Consider the following 16354-nt stretch of genomic DNA (forward strand, 5'->3'; position numbering starts at 1 on the left):
CCGGCAGGTTCGGACACGCGGTCAGGGAGGAAGAAGGAGGGCCCCGGACGGTGTCCGGGGCCGTTTTCCAGGGGGTTGACGCGCCGCCACCCTGCCTCCCTGACAGGGCATCAGTGCTGGTCAGGCCGAGGGAGTTGGGGTAGGGAGGCGGTCAGGGAGTTCTCCCTGCCTCCCTTGGCGCGGACCGGTTCGCTCCCTCAGCCGGCGGCGTCGCGCGGGGCGTCCTCGGGACGCTCGGCGAGCACGCGGGCGATGCGGTCGCGGGCGATGGTCATGCGCCCGTCGGACTTGTACGGCTCCGCCGCGGTGCCCTCCAGCACGTTGGTGAGATCGCCGAACGTCCAGTCCGCGTAGGCGGCCGGGTTGTGGACGGCGAGGCGCTGAAGCACGTCCTTCGTCAGCATCCGCGGGACGTCGCCGATGACGTCCGCGATGTCCGACAGCGGATCGGCCGGCGCGTCAGTGACCACGCTGCTCAGCGTGGTCACCCCGGCGCGGCGGGCCTTGGCGCGCTCCGCGATGGCGGCGGCGTCCTCGCCGGAGACGAAGTGGGTGCGGATGGTGATGGAGGACTGTCCGGCCTCCAGCTTCACCCCGTCGCCTGCGACCACGACGGTGCCCTTGTCCAGGCCCTGGCGCAGCTTGTGCGGGGCGGCGCCGCCGTTGACGGCCTTGTCGCCCAGTGCCATCCGCGCCTGCTCCTCCGTGCCGACCACGAGCGAGGCGCGGATGTGCGCCCCCTCGCGGACCAGCTTGGGAAGGTTCTGGTCGGTGGGGTCCTGGGTGCCCTGCCACAGCACCACGTTCACGGCCCGCCCCTGGTTGTGGATCTTCCGGGCGGCCATGAAGTAGCGGCTGGTGGCCTTGGTGCCGCCGTAGGGGCGCTTGTCGTCGCCGACGGCGGGGCACATGAACGCCACCTGCGCCTCGTCCACCACCAGGACCAACGGCTTGAACACTGGGTTCGACCGTGCCATCTCCCTCGTGACTCCGTCGGTGGCGCCGGAGGCTTCCAGGGCGGCGATGCGGGACTGCATCTCCTCGACCGCGGCTTCCAGCATCTCCGTTGCCTCGATCACGTGGTCATCGGTCGGCCCCTGGATCAGGACCGTGGCCAGCCCGTCGAACATTCGCCAGTCCCCGACGCCCTTCAGGTCGGCGATGCGGAACTCCACGCTGGTGTCCAGCGCGAGCCACAGCGCGAGCGCGCGCAGGGCGGCGGTCTTGCCCTGGTTGGACAGGCCCGTGATCAGCAGCATCCGCTGCAGCAGGCTGATCGCCGCCGGGTCGCCGCGCAGATCCTGCCCCCACGGGGCCCGGCCGTTGTACAGGTCGGCCTTCAGCTCGGGGTCGGTGACCAGCGGGGACGGGCCGATCGGCTCGTCCAGCGCGCCGGAGTCGGCGATCCACAGCCGCACCGTGCGCGGCTGCGGCGGGATGGTGATGAACACCTCGTGCTCGTGCCGGGACAGGTTCTCCGCCAGCTTGCGGCGGCGCTTTTGCACCTCGTCCGTGGACACTCCGGACGGCAGGGTGACGTCGACCTCGACCCCGCATCCGGCGATGCGGATCGGTCCGAGCATCGCCGCGCCCGCGTCCCCCATCTCCTTGATGGCGCCTCGCAGCGGGGCGATGCCCAGGTCCCGCAGGGCGGTGACCACGACGGAGGGGGTGATCGGGTCACCCTCGCCGTTGCGGACCCGCTCCGGCATCGCCCAGCGCGGCGCGGCCTGCCCATGCTTGCCCACGCCCCACAGGCCCAGCAGGACCAACCAGGGCAGCGCGGCAACGGCCGGGCCCCAGACCACGCAGGCGATGATGACCAGCCAGCGCACGAACTCGAACACGGCCATGATCGGGGCGACCGTGTCGCCGATGTTCTTGTTGGCCACGGCCAGCGCTATCCCGAGCAGCAGTAGTCCGCCCGTGCCGGCCGCCGTGCCCACCGCCGCCGACTTGGCCAGGTGCACGGGGGCGCGGAGCATGTCCATGCGGCGCTGGTGACGGGCGGCGCGGAAGCGCTGCCCGCGCTCCTCCCACTCCATCGCCATCTCGTGCTGCCCCGCCGCCTCGGCGGCCCCCAGCATCCGCTCATACCGCGCACTCGTACGCGAATCCCACGCCCGACGGGTCACGATCCGCGCCCCGCCAACCACGTACAGGCCGTTACGGGCCACCGCCCGCCCCACGGTGCGCGTGCGGTCATGCGTGGCGGCGCGGTGCACGGCGCGGCCGGAGCGCACCACCCAGTGCGGCCCGCTCTTGGCCGGCGGGCGGTTGACGACGGTCCCAGCAACGACGCGGGGGCTATTCGCGTCGCGGTAGTTGTTCAGGTCCACCACGTCGGCGGTGTTCTCCGCGCGGTCCGCAGCGGGGTTCGGCACGGCATCCTCGGGGGTGTTGGTGGTCATGCGTGGGCCTCCTCTCCGGTCATGGGCTGGTCGGCGGTGACGCGGCGCCATGCGGCGCGCAGGCGCATTTCGGCGGCCGGGTATCCGGCCTTGCGGACCAGGCGGGCGGTCTCGCGGTAGGACAGCGGCGGGTTCTGCGACTCCCGGAGCTCCCGCACCACCTGATCCAGCTCCGCATCCGACAGCGCCCCTGGGGCGGCGGCCAGCGCGGGCAGAGACTCCCACCGAGGCAGATCCCACGCCGGGTGTGCCTGCGCCGTGACGGGGGTAGTCACGCAGGTCAGAGCCCGCGCCGTGTCGTCACGATCCCGGGCGGAAGCCAGAACTCCCCAAGCGTCCGCGAGGGTCCGCGAGCGCTCGGCGGTTGCCCGCGCGACGCGCGCCCCGGCCTCCGTCACGGCCGTCACGCGGGTGACCTCCGTGCCTGCCTGCGCGCGCAGCCGGGCGCGAGCGACAGCGGCCTCGTCCCGTGCCTCTTGCCGGATGTTGTGGATCTCCGAGAGGGCTCCGGAGGTCAGCGCGGTGTCCTCCCACAGGCTGTGGACAAGCCACAGGGCCTTAGCAGCCACGGGCAGCCAGGCCACGGCCAACCACGCGGCCGGTCGCGGCTCGGTGAAGGCGTGAACGACCAGCACGGCGGCGGCCGTCGCGCCGAAGCACCAACCAACCGCCGTAACCGGGGTGCTGTGGTCGCCCTGAGCGGCGAGACGCCGTTCGTAGGCGAGGGTGGCCAGCCAGCCCCCGTCCAGGCCGAGGCCGACGACCAGGGCCACGGGCCACGGCATGGCCTGCCCGAGCCACATCACGACCACAGCCAGCGTGAGCACCATGGACACGGCAGTCAGCGCGACGGCCGGAAGGACCGTCATCAGGGTCTTCCTCATGACATCACCTTCCGCAGCAGGTTCCGCAGCTCGCGGCTGACCCGGCGCCGCCGGTAGGCGCCCACCATTTCGGTGGCGATCAGCAGCACGGCGCCGGTGACGCAGGCCGGGACGAAGTGCCCGAGCAGCACCGTGCCGATCACCGTCAGGCCGGCCAGCAGGTGACCCGCGGCGTGCGGGTAGGCGAGGGCCAGCAGCAGCGCTGCCCACCCGGCGGCCTTCAGCAGCCCCTTCATGCCCCCACCCCCGGGAGCGTCATGGCGGACCGGGTGGCCAGGTCGCGCCGCGCGGTAAGCAGGCGGCGGCGGGCCCGGCGGATGCGGCGCGCGTCCAGCTCGGACGCGGGCCGGTCGAGGGTCATGATCTGAGCGTCGAGCAGGTCGACCTCCGCGCGGATGACGGGCATCTCGCGGTCGATCGCGTCCAGCTCCGCGGCCGTGGGCTCGCGGTCAAACTCCGAAGCCGTAACAGGGTCCTGAACAGCAACGATGTGCACCATGGGTCGTACTTCCCTTCACAGGCGAACGGCCCGACAGCGGCCCCGGTGTTCCAGCACCGGGGCCGCGCCGTGGATTGGGTGAAGCAGGAAGAACTCCGGCTCCCCTCAACCCCGCTCGTACGGGACGAGCGGGGGAGGCAACCGGCCGCAGCATTAACCCCTGCGGGTGGGTTGACGTGCGTGTATGTCTCCTTCGGGGACTGCGGCTCCCGTATCAGGTAGAGCCGTCTCGCCCCGTTGCAGGCGTATGGAGACGTGACCTTTCGGTCTCTAAGCCCTCCCGAGTGACAAGGGTCGGGTGCGCCCTCGGCCCGCTCTGTCCCGGGCCCCTCGGCGCAGGCCGAAGAAGCCCATAGTGGGCCCATCCGGTTCGCTGTCCTAGGACTGCGAGCGCCTTGAGAAGACCATGCATCACAGTCCTGGGACTGTCAACAGTCCTGGGACTGTGATTCACTGGGTGGTGGCGAGAGGAGCCGCGCATGGCGCCCAAGTGGCGGGAGCTGGCCGACAAGCTGGCTGAGCAGATCAGAGCCGGGGTGTACCGGCCTGGCGAGCCGTTGCCGCACATCCGGAAGCTCGTCGAAGACGGCGAAGGATCCAAGTCGACCGTCCACGCGGCGTACCGCGCGCTGGAGGCTGAAGGGCTGGTCACCTCGTCACGCGGCCACGGCACTGTGGTGCGCGAGCAGACGCCGTTGAAGCGGCTCGGCATCGAGCGGTACGACAAGGCGAAGTGGCGGGACAGCGACGAAGTCGCGTTCATCGCCGACCGGGTCGCGTCCGGCCGCGCGTACAAGCGAAACGAGCAGACCCAGACCGTCAGCCGCGTGCAGGCGCCGCCGGCGGTCGCCGCCGCGCACGGCCTGCCGGAGGGAGCCGAGGTCTACGCCCGCGCCCGCGTCGTCAAGGAAGGCGACCAGCCGACGCACACCCTGACGAGCTACTACCGCCCGGAGCACGTCGAAGGAACGCGGATCGTCGATCCCACCCCCGGGCCGGCGGGCCGCGGCGGCGGTTTCCGTGTGCTGTATGACGCGGGCTACGAGATCGACCACATGCGGGAAGAGATCTTTGCGCGCGTCCCGACAGGCGACGAGGTGAAGCTCCTTCAGCTCCCGCCCGGTGAGCCCGTGGTGGAGCTGCACCGAACCACCTACACAGCAGACGGCACCGTGGTTGAGTACGCGATCGGAGTGCATGCGGCATCGCGCTTCGCATGGTCGTATGACTTCGAGGTCCCCGACTCAGCGAAGGACAGGGAGGAAGTGGAGTGATCTCAGCGCAGGCGTGGCAGGACGCCCAAATCCTGTGGGACTTCCATCAGATGCACCACGAACCGCGTCCCTGCTCCGTCGCGATTGGACTGGGCAGCCATGACCTCGGGGTGGCGGACGTGACCGTCCACCTCTACCAGCGCGGCATGGCCCCCCTGATCGTCTTCACCGGAGCGACCAGCCGGACAACGGCAGACCGGATGCCCCGCGGCGAAGCCGTCCACTACCGCGAGCGTGCGTTGGCACTCGGTGTCCCTGACTCGGCCGTCTTGGTGGAGCCCCGAGCCCGGAACACGGGAGAGAACATCCGCTACTCCCGCGCGTTGCTCGAAACCGTCGGCGTTGACGTGATGTCAGTCCTGCTGGTCAGCAAGCCTTACGAGGAACGCCGGGCCTACGCCACGGCCCGCAAGGAGTGGCCTGAGGTTGAGTTCGTCAGTGCGTCCGCCCCGATGATGTTCGAGGACTACGTGGACTCTATTAAGGACGTGCGGCTCGTCATTGACATGCTTGTAGGCGCTCTTCAGCGACTCCTGATCTACCCGGCTCAGGGCTTCATGGTCGAACTACCGATACCAGAGCACGTCTCACGCGCCTACGAACGCCTTTGCCACGAGGGGTTCACCAGTCGCCTCGTTTCGACGAGTACCTTGTCCTGACCCGCGCGTAGATGCTTGGAGCGGCTTTCAAGCCGACTAAGCGCGCACGCTGCCGATGGCTGGAGTACGAAACAGAAACAGTCGGTCCCCTTCCTAATTGCGACACAATTTGAATCACGTACGCAGCCTCGTAGAAACGGGAACCGGAAGAGGAGAGAGGATCGAAAATTCGGACCTAGCCATACTGTAGACATCGACGCCGGAGAGCGACTGAACGGTCACCAGAAGAGTGAAGTCAACTGGAGCAACTCCCTGCGTCAGAAGGCCACCTGCCCGAGAAAAGTACTCGATCTCCAATCGGGGGGCTTTAAGGCTCGTTGCGAGCATCCTGTCCTGCCCTTGCATGACTGTTTCCCATTTACCCCCCCGACGCCTGCTCGCCTCGGACGCCCGAGGGCCGTGCTTCTGTGAACGAGTAACTGGATTCTGACTCCGCTTCCAACCTTCTTCGACAAGTTTAGTCGCGCGTGTGGGATCCTCTCGAACATTAAATCGCACGAGTTTCCCATTTTCCGGGTTCCGGAACTCGAAGATGTCAGCGTGAGGGCGGAAGGTGAACTCGAGACCAGCTTGCGTGTACTCTACGGCTTCGGTCGGGTCAGTCGGCGAGGAATACGCAAGCGTCCACCTAACTTGCACGCGTCCTCGATTCAGGTCTTCTGGAACGGGGAGCTGGAAACCCAGGATCTGATTTCGTTCGATGGAAGCCTGATACATGACAGTTACTTCGTGACTGTCGCACCACAAAGCCTTGGAATAGTCATTGATGACTCGCCCGTACCCGGTTTGCATATTCGAATCAGCATGCGATTCAACTGAATGAACTGCGAACGCCTTCAACGCAGAAGCGCTACGCCGATCTCCAAGTTCGTGGCTAAGCACGGCCAGTCCGTGGGTCACCAACGGAGTGGCGTAGCTGGTGCCCCAGTCGTACGACAGCTGACCGTTCCCCCGAAGCCGAGCAAACGGCCGATCTTCGTCGCCGCCAAATGAGACAACGTTTGGCTGGACAAGCCCGCCGGGTCGTCCTGGGCCCATAGCGCTATAGGCGGCTCGTGACCACAATGCCTCTGGATGTGGTTTATCGCACGCGCCAACACTCAGGCCGTTTACCATGTCAGCCGGAACTAGTATCCGATTAGCGCCAGATGTACTGGGGCTCTCGCCGTTATTCCCGGCTGCAACAACAAAAAGGATATCCCGCTCGTAGGCGATGCTATCCAGCAAAGCAGTCCACCGATGAGGCTCACTATCGATCACCGGCATCTCTGGCCCGAGGCTCAGATTGACGATCATAGAGTCAGTGTCTGCTACCCGCTTTTGGATCTGATCCAGCAGCCAATAGAGCTCTGCTCCGTCCTCATCGGGCCCGGGTATGCACCGGTAGTGCGTCGCCCTAACTTGAGGGGTAGGCAGATGCTCTCCAGCGTGTACTTGACCGTAAAGCACAGCGCCCGTGACAGCACTCCCGTGCTCTATGAAACCGGGCTGAGGCTTCCGGTCCGTGAGGTGTATCTGCGACACGGAACCAGCAAAAAAGTCACCGTTCTCCTCTATGCCCGCGTCAAAAATGAGGACTTCCGGGGCGTCAGGTGCGGCTGCGGGCGGTGCCGGCAGTCCCACTCTAGGAGCCGAACGCAGTGGTACAGAGGGAACTGGCCTGATGCGGGGCATTCTTCGGATGGAACGCAGTGGATTGAAGGCTGCAGCTTCTGGTGCCCGAGCAGTCGACAAAAAGACGGGAACGAATGTAAGTCCGCCCACAACGTCGCGTCGATCGCCAGCAACTTCGCCCCCCAGCCGCCGGATGAAATCCTCGAACTTGTGGAATAGGGCATCCGAAATGGGGTGCCGATCGCCCAATTCCGAATCCGGGTCCGGATGGAGAACAGCCTCAAATGCTTGTTGGGAAGAGCTAGCATCTGGGCCTGAAGAATGGGAATCTAAGACTTCCTCGCGCCTGGGAAGGTGGATCTTGGAGAATTGTCGTAGTTCTTCTGCGGCCGCACGTTCGTGTCGGTCTAGATGTTCCCCTTCGAGCATGCGTGAAAGATGCTCAAGGCTCGCATCGTCCCCCGCCACAACCAGAGACTTCGTAGCAACGTCCGACTCTACACGCCCTCTAAGAATTAGATCTTCTGTAGCAGGGCGAGACCCCAGAGCAGTAAGCTGTAACAGCTTAATCAAATTCTTTGGAAAATAGCTATTTGCTAGGAAATTCGGAAGAAGGGTGGCTTCAAATACAACATGTCGCGCACGCAACGAGGAATCCAGGCTGGTAGCTGATTCCTGTAGCGCTCTCGCTTGAGGCGCAAGAAGCTGTTTGGTTTCTTCCCATGAATACGGATAGTACTTTGTTCCACCGCCGCTTGCTCGCTCCACAATTTCCGACATCTGCTCTCCTCCAACGAGGATGCGTCCGCCTGGCTCCCTAGCCATCTTCCCCCCCAATACGACCAAACTGGATAAGGTTAATTCTTATCTGAAGCCGTCAGCATTCTGCTCACTGTCGGATGACTCACCCCGAGTAGGCTAGCGATCTTGCGTTGTGAAAGGCCGAGGTGCTTCTGCGCGGCAAGCGCGACACTCTTTCGAATAGCGGCATCATCCTTAACCTCCTCTCGGAGGCGCTTCATTGAGAACTCAATAATGTGTCGATGCAGTTTCCGGAAGTCGCCGTCGTCAACCAACGAGGCACGCGCAATTTCATTGCATGAGCGAATGATGTCCGAGTGCGAAAAGCCGCCCAGCGACAAGGCGAGTAGACCAATAACGTCGTCGTCGATCTCGCCGATTTCAATAGCTGGGATTGTGGACAGGAGGTGGCTCCTCTCCTTGAAATTAGGGAGAGGGAGATCGAGCAGTACGTCAAAGCGGCGCGTGATTGCGGAGTCAAGTAGATCCAGATGATTAGTTGCGGCGAGCAAGAGGCTCCCTGGAGGCCACCGATCAAGTTCAAGAAGTAGAACATTCACCAGGCGCTTTAGTTCCCCGATGTCGGCCGCGTCATCTCGGCGCTTGGCCAACGCATCGAATTCATCAATAAATAGAGCGCATTCATTGCTGGTTGCATAATCAAGAATTGCCCGAACGTTGCGGCCTGTACGTCCAAGATAACTGGACATCACCGCCGCTAGATCGACAACAACAAGCGGCAACTTCATCTGCTCTGCGATGTGAGAGGCTGTCATGGTCTTTCCGACACCTGGAGGGCCACTAAGGAGAACGCTCCGGGAAGGTTGCAGACCTGATTCGATCAATCGATCGCGAATCGAGCTCTCGGAAATCAATCTATCGACGCGCCGCCTTGATTCTTCATCAAGGACTGGGCCAACTGAAGAGCCAGGGCGCCCTGCCCTGAGTAGCGCTTGATTGGTTTCAGGGTCCCTCGGAAACTGCGACTCCCCTGCTCGCGAAGTAGTCCATGTGCCCTCACTCCGGCTGTTGCCTCTCAGAGGCGACGGCGTAGGCTCTGGGAGCGCCGTCAGCAGGGCCCTCAAGGCAGCCCGAAGCGTGACTGTGTGTGACCCGTCCGTCGGCGGCTGGCGGACCCAACTGCGACACAGTTCTCGTACGCGAGTGGAGCTTGGGTCGACCTCGAGAGCGATCTGCATCAGCTCAAGCAACGCTTGCTCTGTGCTGGTCAGACCGCTCCTAGGACCCTGCTCCGAAGTACCCATGGAGCGCAGGTTACCAATGACTTGAGTCTCTGACCAGGGGCACTGCGTCAACTGGTACGAGAGAATCACTCGAAGTGCTTACGTGAACCACCGGCGACTATCGTGTCCATTTTGCTCGGACTTCAAAGGTGGAGTCAGCCTTCGCCTTCCCGATCAGAGGAACGCCAGCTTCGCCGCTCAATGAGACACCGAACTTAATCTCAAGCTCATCCGGCGCGGCATCGACCAGACGAGCTCGCACAGCAACAGACACGTCCTCGCAGGTCTGCACTATGGCTTCTCCCACCTGCCGCAAGTTTGTCAAGGCATGTTCTGACAGGTCGCGGCTGCCACGCAACAACTTCGACTGGTCGAAGCTTTCAACCTCCAGAGGGGTGACTTCTATCAAGAAGACCGATTTGCCATCCTGTGCGTCAATAGTCTTGTACATAACACCTCGCCCCGGGAGCATGTCTCTGTCATATGATCTCGGATAGATGCGCCTGGTGCTGCGATTCACCGAAACTGACTGTTGAGCAGGGCGTATGACCTGGGCCGAGCGTGCCTGATACCTGGTGGGCACATCGCCAGACTGGCTGATGTGAGCGCTGGGGTAGCGGGTTGGCGCTGCCTCGTGGTCTCAAAGCTGGTCTCACTGCAGGCAGAATCCGTGAGCGTCCACGGTTGTCTTGCGGCGTCCGCACGGGCCTGCTGACCTGCGGCGTTCCAGCCCTTTCGGACGCCGGCGGACGCCCGTGGAACAAGATCGGACAACTCGTAATGCGTAGGTCATCGGTTCGATTCCGATAGGAGGCTCAGCGAAGGGCCAGGTCAGATAGCCTCTGACCTGGCCTTTTCTGTTGTTCTGGATGCGGCGGCGTACACGCTCGAAGCGGGTGATCCAGCGGCTCCAGTTCGGCAGAGCCGGGAACGGACGGGGCCAAGGTCGGGGGCCCTGGCCCCGTTTGTTCGCACTCGATGGATCGGGTGGTGTCAGCCGAGTATCGCCTGTTCGGCCAGGACGCCGAGCAGGCCGAGGACGGCGAGCAGGGTGGTGTAGGTGGTCCGCACCTTGATCGCGTCGAGGACGGAGAGGTTGAAGTACTCCTTGAACATCCAGAAGCCCGGGTCGCTGACGTGCGAGAAGGCGATGGACCCGCAGGTCACGGCGAGGGTCATCAGCTCCGGCTTGGTGCCGCCGTGCGCCATCAGCGGCAGCACGACCGCGGAGGCGGTGACCGTGGCGACCGTGGCCGAGCCGAGCGCGACCCGCAGCAGCGCGGCGATCAGCCAGGCGAGGATGATCGGCGAGATCGACCAGTGGTCGGTCATCGTCTTGATGTAGTCCGAGGTCCCGCCGGCCTTCAGCACGCCGCTGAAGGCACCGCCGGCCGCGATGATCAGCAGGATCATCGTCATCGACTTGGCGGCATCGGTGCAGGAGGCGGTCACCTCATGCACCGAGCGGCCGATCCGCGGGCCGAACGCCCAGGCCGCGATGATCAGGGCGATCAGTTCGGCAATCGTGGGATTGCCGATGAAGGCGACGGCGTCCAGGACCGGGTTGGTGGCACTGGTGATCAGCGCGACGATCGCGGCTCCGGCGATCAGCACCACTGGCAGCACAGCGATGCCGACCGACCAGCCCAGTCCCGGCAACTCGTCCTCGGCGAACTCCCGCTCGGAGACCAGACCTTCGGGGATCTCCGGGTCGATCCGGCGGACGAACGGCAGCCGGGGCCAGACCAGAGCGACGATCCCGCCCACCGGGACGGCGATGAACAGGCCGTAGAGCAGGGTGAGTCCGATGGACGCGTGCAGCACCCCGGCGACCGCGGTGGGGCCGGGGTGCGGCGGCAGATAGCTGTGCATGGTCGACAGCGAGATAGACATCGGCAGGCCGACCCAGAGCAGGTTGGACCGGGTCGAGCGGGCGAGGGTGAAGCAGATCGGTACGACGATGACGAAGGCGGCCTCGTAGAACATCGTGATGCCGATCAGCATCGAGGTAACCACCATCGCGACCTGCACACCGCGCGGGCCGAACAGCTTGATCAGTGAGTCGGCTATGCGCTGAGCGGCGCCGGCGTCGCCCATCACCCTTCCGACCATCGCGCCGAGCGTGATCAGCGCCATGACCGAGGCCATCTGGTTCCCGAGGCCCTTGGTCAACGCGTCCGGCAGATCCGCGGCCGGCACGCCCTGCACCAGACCGACGCCGGTGGCGACGACGAGCAGGGCGATGAAGGCATTGACCTTGAGCTTGGTCATCAGGAAGAGGAGGATCAGTACCCCGATCCCCACGACGACAAGTGGCATCCCAGTTCCCCTTCGAACTGCCCCGCTCCGAGACCGCTCGCGTATCAGATATGAAAGCGGCGTCCATGTATGTGCACGCAGGTTATGGATATGGACAGCAGGGGTCAATGGGTAAGGGGAGCGCAGATCGACAAGGCGTGCCCGGCCGAGGCGCCGCGCGAGGCCGGGGCGCGCTGTGCTGCGGCACTGCTGGCTTGGTGGTAGGCCGAGTCTCGTCGCAACCCGACCGATGCCAGCGTCCTTGGTTCGTCGCCGACTCCGGCAGTGTCACGCGCGGACTTCGCCGCGGGCGTCTGCCCTCAACGGCGAGCCGCTGGCCTGGATGTTTCCGATTCGCCGCGGCGGTCTTCAGGGAAGAGGCACTTGCGATCTCCGTGACGGCCCCGGTGATCGATGCGGACGGGCTTCGGCGGGCCTGACAGCGGATTGAGGCAGGAGCCGCGCGATCCCTGCGGAGGGGCCGGGCTGTGAACCGGCAGCCGAGCGCGCCACACGGAAGCCCCGCTCCCCCGCCACCGGAGCATCGGCCAAGACCACTCCCCGGCCGCGTACAGCTATCACGCGGGAGACCCTTTCGCAGGACGAAGCGGTGGCCCAAGCGCGCGCCGGAGTTGGCCGACCGGTGCGAGCACGTGTCCGCTGCCGCCCGCGCACCACCACACGGCCGCACCATCCCGCGCCAAGCCGTGGACGCCGAGATTGTGGCGGAGGCACTCCGGCCAGACCCGCCGGGTCCGTTCCAGGAGGCTCTCCTGGATCAGGTTCGCCAGGCTGGTCAAGGCCGTGACAGGGTGCTGGCACGCGTTCGGCGGAATGGGCCCGCCCCAGTCGAGCCTTTCACCGTCGGCCAGGCGGACACAGGCGCCTACCGGGAACCAGTCCTTCGAAATCTCGATCTCCGGATCGCCGTCGATCCACGTGGGCAGGTCGCGGGCCACGCTCCGCAGCGCGGCACGCAACAACTCCAGTCGCTCGGGGGCAAGGTCGAAGCCTGGTTCGAAGCCCGAGTCGTCCAGGATGCGCCAGGCCAAAGCCGTCATCTCTGCCGGCGATACGTCGGCCGGGGGCCGCTCGACAATCTCAAGGACGGCGTCGGTGCCGTGGCCACAGTCCATCAGTTCGCAGGCGAGAGCGACGACTTGCTCTGGATCGATCTGGTCTCCGCGCAGACCGAGGTAGACAGCTCGCATCAGCTGTTCGATGGTCGCTTCGTGCTCAGCCGTGGTGTCGCTCACCGACTCAGTATCCCGACGACACGTATCTGCTGCTGCTCCGTAAGGTGCAGCGTCTCCACCAGGCGGCCGGGCGTGGCCTGCGGGCGAGTCCCTGCCGGTCACGCTCGCTTGGGGCCCGCACACCCCCGCCGACCGCACCGCTGTGCTCGCCGACGACAGGAGGCTCGAAGCGGGGCCACGTCAGTTTGATGCTGACCTGGCCTTTTCTGTTTGCGTGGGTTGGGGTCAGTGCTGCCAGGCCGTCAGGAGGTCCTGGGGGGCGAGGACGCGGTCCACCGGGAGGTCGGGGACGGTTCCTGAGGGGCAGATGGCCAGGAGGCGGGCCGCGGCCGCGCCGGGGATGTCGGAGCGGGCCTCGGCCAGGCGGTCCAGGTCGCGTCGTTCGAACGGGGCCCCTTCCCGCCACTTCACCGATCCGACCTCGAGGACCCTCTTCGCTCCTGCCGCGGCGATCACCACGTCGTACTCCCGGCTGTTGTCGCGGTTCCACCAGGAGCCCACCTCTCCGGCCTCGGCCTCGGGCTGGTCGGTGCTCCGCTCCGCACGGTCCGCGGCGAGCCTGGAGACGGCTTCGTGGAGGAGGGGTTCCACGGCCCGTCCGCGCCAGCTCGCCCACCCTCGGGCGAAGCGGCTTACGGGGATGTCCGGTCGGCCGCGCGAGATGTGTGCCTGCTGTCCTTCGACGAAGCGGAACCAGAAGCGCAGATAGGGGTCGGCGATGCGGTACCGGCGGAGTTTGGTGGTGCGGATGGCGCCCACCGGCACGTCGATGGAGACCACGCCCTTGTCGTCTAGAACCTTCAGCGCTCTGGCCACGGCGGTCTGCCCCGCTGAGCCCGTCTCCGGAAGTCGTCCCACCACCTGGGTGAAGCCGGCGAGGCCCACCGGCTGCCCGCCGATCGCGGTGAGTACCCGGCGGGCCTGGGCGGCGTCGGGGAACTCCGCGTCCAGCGAGCGCTGACCCATCACCACCAAGTCGCCGTTCTCGTCCTGCAGTTGGGCGCGGACGAAGTCCTCGGTGCCGTCACAGCGGGCGAGGTCGAGCATCAGCCTCGGGTAGCCACCGGTGACCAGCACCGCGTCGAAGGCGTCCATGGCGGACCGGTCCGCCCCGAGGACCTCGGCGCACTCGGCGGGGTCGAAGGGGCGCACGGTCAGCCCCTTGGCGCGGCCGTAGAGCGGACGGTCGTGCTCGGTCAGCCGCTCCATCATGGTCACGTCGGAACCGATGAGGATGAAGAAGACCGGGGCGCCCTCCAACTGCTTGTCCCAGGCGTTCTGGAGGTAGCCCTCCAGGGTCGGATCGGTGGCCGCCGCCCAGGGGAACTCGTCGAAGACGACGATGGAAGGGGTGTCCCGGCAGGCCAGGGCGATCCGGCCGAACGCGTCGCGCCAGTCCGCCGGAGGCGTGGCGAAGAGGGAGTCGGCGTCCCTCAACGGAGTGGTCGCGGTGTGCAGCTCCTCGGTGAGCGCCCGCATCTGGGCGGCGGGGGCCGCGTTCTTCACCGCGCTGAAATAGAGGTAGGGAAGCCCCGACTGCTCCACGAAGCGGGTGATCAGCCGGGATTTGCCCACCTGCCGGCGGCCGCGTACGGCGAGCAGTTGCCCGGCTCCGTCCGCACGGATGCGATCCAGGCGCTGCCGCAGATCGGCGAGCAGGCGGTCGCGGCCGTAGAAGCTCATCCGAGGTCTCCCAGGGAAAACTTACATCTGAGTAACATACATCTATGTAAGTTTAGCAGCCGGCAGGCCTGCGGCTCCCATGGCCCCGGCGAGGGGGCCGGCGGGTTCAGGGATGGCTGACCGGGGAGGCGGTGGGGACGCCGTCGGGGGCGGCCGTGGTGGGGGCGGCCCCCGGGCCGTTGCCGGTGGAGGGTGGGACGGACGGGGGCGCGGAGGACGGAAGGGAGGAGGGGACGGTCGACGGGGTGGGCTGCGGGGAGGACGCGCGGGGAGGCCGGGTGGGGGACGGGGCGGGGGTAGGGGCCGTGGCCGAGGTGGTGGCCGCCGGGGCGAGCGGGGGCGCGGGGGAATGCCGGGGCATGCCGACGGTGGGCCAGAGGGCGGCCGCGGCGGCGATCACCGCGGCCGTCGCGGTGCCTGCGGCGGCCGCGCGCAGCCTTCGGCGGCGGAGCGCGCGGCGGTGGACCCGCTCGAAGGCGCCGGGCGGCGGGGGGAGGACGGCCGGGCCGGGGCGCAGCAGCGCGGCCAGCTCCGCGTCGCCGTCCTCCTCCCAGGGGTCAATGGGCGTGATCAAGACGTCCTCCCAGTCCGGCCAGTCCGGCTCGCAGGAACTCCCGTGCGGCGTGCAGATCGGCCTTGACCGTTCCTTCCTTGCGCCTCGTCAGCAAGGCGATCTCCCGGACCGGCAGGTCGGCGAAGTAGTAGAGCAGGACGACGGTACGCAGCCGCTCCGGCAGCGACTGGACCATCAGCCGTACCGAGACCGAGGTCTCCGTGCCTGCCGTGCCGTCCGCCCGCTGCTGGGCCAGCGCCGCCTCGGTGCCGGCCCGGCGGACCGCGCGCCGTTCGCGGTCCAGCTTGCGCCAGTGGTCCCGCACCAGGTTGGCCGCGGTCACATAGAGGAAGCCCCTGGGCTCCTCGACCGCGGTCCAGCGGGACCACAGGCGGGTGAACGCCTCGGACGCGATGTCGTGGGCGGTGCCGTCGTCGTCCACCAGGCGGCGGCACCAGCCGGCCAGGCCCGGGTAGAGGTCGGCGAACAGCTCGGCGGCTGCCCTGTCCTTGGCCGGGCTCAACTCTCTCCAGGGGTCAGCGAGGCGAAGACGATGACGTTGTCGGGATAGCCGTCGCCGGTTCGCGGGCCGCCGCAGGTGATCAGCCGCAGTTCGGGACGGTCGGTGTCACCGTAGACGGCGCCGGTCGGGAAGCGGTTCTTGGCGACCGTGCGCACCGCGTACACCGTGAACGAGGCGTCGGCACCGTCTCGCAGGCGGACGAGGACGCGGGCGCCCTGCCGCAGCTCGGACAGCCGGAGGAAGACCCCGTTCCCGTACCGGCCGACGGTGACATGGCCGAGGAGGACGGCCGGACCGGTCTCGCCGGGCGTGGGTGAGCCGCGGTACCAGCCGGCGGGGGCGTTCGCCTCGATCGGCGGGACCTGGACGGTCCCGTCCGGGGCCAGGCCGAGCTGGACGAGGGGGGCGTCGACCCCGATCGCGGGGATCCGCAGGCGTACCGGCACCGAGCGGGCGAGCGGAGCCGCCGCCTGCCCGGCCTGCCCGGCAGACGATGCGGGAGGCGGAGAGGGCGGGGAGACCGGGGAGGACGCGGATGCCGAGCCGGACGAGCCGGCGCCGGCCTGCCCGGTCGCCGCGCAGCCCGCGAGGAGGGCGGCGGCGAGGAGGGGCGCGGCGAGGGCGCCGCCTCGCGCCGCCATCCCCGCGTCGCGGG

Annotated in this window: 15 protein-coding genes; 2 read left to right on the forward strand and 13 right to left on the reverse strand. The window is 66.8% G+C overall.

Features of this window, described 5'->3' with window-relative positions; all coding sequences use genetic code 11:
• Positions 1-197: 197 nt before the first annotated feature.
• Genes BS73_RS20840 through BS73_RS20855 form a run of 4 tightly spaced genes read right to left on the reverse strand, consistent with a single transcriptional unit; the run spans position 198 to position 3794 of the window.
• Positions 198-2411, reverse strand: a complete 2214-nt coding sequence (locus BS73_RS20840) for an FtsK/SpoIIIE domain-containing protein (protein ID WP_152617669.1) — start codon at positions 2409-2411, stop codon at positions 198-200.
• Positions 2408-3295, reverse strand: coding sequence for a protein spdB (locus BS73_RS20845; RefSeq protein WP_152617670.1), 888 nt, complete (start codon positions 3293-3295; stop codon positions 2408-2410). The genes BS73_RS20840 and BS73_RS20845 overlap by 4 nt, the downstream gene beginning before the upstream one ends.
• Positions 3292-3531 carry a hypothetical protein gene (locus BS73_RS20850; protein WP_037574698.1) on the reverse strand — a complete coding sequence of 80 codons (240 nt, stop codon included), beginning with the start codon at positions 3529-3531 and terminating at the stop codon, positions 3292-3294. Before BS73_RS20850 ends, BS73_RS20845 begins: the two co-directional genes overlap by 4 nt.
• Positions 3528-3794, reverse strand: coding sequence for a DUF6284 family protein (locus tag BS73_RS20855; RefSeq protein ID WP_037574701.1), 267 nt, complete (start codon positions 3792-3794; stop codon positions 3528-3530). Before BS73_RS20855 ends, BS73_RS20850 begins: the two co-directional genes overlap by 4 nt.
• A 479-nt stretch (positions 3795-4273) precedes the next feature.
• Between BS73_RS20855 and BS73_RS20860 the strand changes: the two genes are divergently transcribed.
• Together BS73_RS20860 and BS73_RS20865 are read left to right on the forward strand one after the other, a co-directional pair.
• Entirely contained in the window at positions 4274-5068 is a 795-nt protein-coding gene (locus tag BS73_RS20860) for a GntR family transcriptional regulator (RefSeq protein ID WP_037574704.1), read from the forward strand.
• Complete coding sequence (locus BS73_RS20865) at positions 5065-5727, forward strand: YdcF family protein (RefSeq protein WP_037574707.1); 663 nt, start codon at positions 5065-5067, stop codon at positions 5725-5727. The genes BS73_RS20860 and BS73_RS20865 overlap by 4 nt, the downstream gene beginning before the upstream one ends.
• Before the next feature lie 114 nt (positions 5728-5841).
• Here the strand turns inward: BS73_RS20865 and BS73_RS41000 are convergent, their stop codons facing one another.
• The 9 genes from BS73_RS41000 to BS73_RS20895 form a co-directional block, all read right to left on the reverse strand.
• The gene (locus BS73_RS41000) at positions 5842-8166 is read right to left on the reverse strand and encodes a S8 family peptidase (RefSeq protein ID WP_084704799.1); all 2325 of its coding nucleotides are present in this window, start codon (positions 8164-8166) and stop codon (positions 5842-5844) included.
• Positions 8167-8198: 32 nt separating this feature from the next.
• Positions 8199-9407 carry an AAA family ATPase gene (locus BS73_RS40415; protein ID WP_152617671.1) on the reverse strand — a complete coding sequence of 403 codons (1209 nt, stop codon included), beginning with the start codon at positions 9405-9407 and terminating at the stop codon, positions 8199-8201.
• A 97-nt stretch (positions 9408-9504) separates the two neighbouring features.
• Positions 9505-9837: a CU044_2847 family protein gene (locus BS73_RS37560; protein ID WP_152617672.1), complete on the reverse strand. Its 333-nt coding sequence runs from the start codon at positions 9835-9837 to the stop codon at positions 9505-9507.
• Between the two features lie 542 nt (positions 9838-10379).
• Positions 10380-11705, reverse strand: a complete 1326-nt coding sequence (locus BS73_RS20870; protein ID WP_037574710.1) for a gluconate:H+ symporter — start codon at positions 11703-11705, stop codon at positions 10380-10382.
• 557 nt (positions 11706-12262) lie between these two features.
• On the reverse strand, positions 12263-12940 hold the full coding sequence (locus BS73_RS20875) for a hypothetical protein (RefSeq protein ID WP_037574713.1): 678 nt from the start codon (positions 12938-12940) through the stop codon (positions 12263-12265).
• Between the two features lie 225 nt (positions 12941-13165).
• The gene (locus BS73_RS20880) at positions 13166-14623 is read right to left on the reverse strand and encodes an ATP-binding protein (protein WP_037574715.1); all 1458 of its coding nucleotides are present in this window, start codon (positions 14621-14623) and stop codon (positions 13166-13168) included.
• 106 nt (positions 14624-14729) lie between these two features.
• Positions 14730-15197 carry a hypothetical protein gene (locus BS73_RS20885; RefSeq protein ID WP_051940180.1) on the reverse strand — a complete coding sequence of 156 codons (468 nt, stop codon included), beginning with the start codon at positions 15195-15197 and terminating at the stop codon, positions 14730-14732.
• A complete protein-coding gene (locus tag BS73_RS20890; RefSeq protein WP_037574718.1) occupies positions 15181-15699 on the reverse strand; it encodes an RNA polymerase sigma factor in 519 nt (172 codons plus the stop codon). The genes BS73_RS20885 and BS73_RS20890 overlap by 17 nt, the downstream gene beginning before the upstream one ends.
• Positions 15696-16340, reverse strand: a complete 645-nt coding sequence (locus BS73_RS20895; protein ID WP_037574721.1) for a class F sortase — start codon at positions 16338-16340, stop codon at positions 15696-15698. Before BS73_RS20895 ends, BS73_RS20890 begins: the two co-directional genes overlap by 4 nt.
• Between the last annotated feature and the right edge of the window lie 14 nt (positions 16341-16354).

Source organism: Phaeacidiphilus oryzae TH49 (assembly GCF_000744815.1).
GTDB lineage: Bacteria > Actinomycetota > Actinomycetes > Streptomycetales > Streptomycetaceae > Phaeacidiphilus > Phaeacidiphilus oryzae.

Coding starts and splice junctions, on each gene's coding strand:
- BS73_RS40415 (WP_152617671.1), bottom strand. CDS start 9,407: ATGGGTACTTCGGAGCAGGGTCCTAGGAGCGGTCTGACCAGCACAGAG.
- BS73_RS20870 (WP_037574710.1), bottom strand. CDS start 11,705: ATGCCACTTGTCGTCGTGGGGATCGGGGTACTGATCCTCCTCTTCCTG.
- BS73_RS20855 (WP_037574701.1), bottom strand. CDS start 3,794: ATGGTGCACATCGTTGCTGTTCAGGACCCTGTTACGGCTTCGGAGTTT.
- BS73_RS20840 (WP_152617669.1), bottom strand. CDS start 2,411: ATGACCACCAACACCCCCGAGGATGCCGTGCCGAACCCCGCTGCGGAC.
- BS73_RS20850 (WP_037574698.1), bottom strand. CDS start 3,531: ATGAAGGGGCTGCTGAAGGCCGCCGGGTGGGCAGCGCTGCTGCTGGCC.
- BS73_RS20880 (WP_037574715.1), bottom strand. CDS start 14,623: ATGAGCTTCTACGGCCGCGACCGCCTGCTCGCCGATCTGCGGCAGCGC.
- BS73_RS20860 (WP_037574704.1), top strand. CDS start 4,274: ATGGCGCCCAAGTGGCGGGAGCTGGCCGACAAGCTGGCTGAGCAGATC.
- BS73_RS37560 (WP_152617672.1), bottom strand. CDS start 9,837: ATGTACAAGACTATTGACGCACAGGATGGCAAATCGGTCTTCTTGATA.
- BS73_RS41000 (WP_084704799.1), bottom strand. CDS start 8,166: ATGGCTAGGGAGCCAGGCGGACGCATCCTCGTTGGAGGAGAGCAGATG.
- BS73_RS20845 (WP_152617670.1), bottom strand. CDS start 3,295: ATGAGGAAGACCCTGATGACGGTCCTTCCGGCCGTCGCGCTGACTGCC.
- BS73_RS20895 (WP_037574721.1), bottom strand. CDS start 16,340: ATGGCGGCGCGAGGCGGCGCCCTCGCCGCGCCCCTCCTCGCCGCCGCC.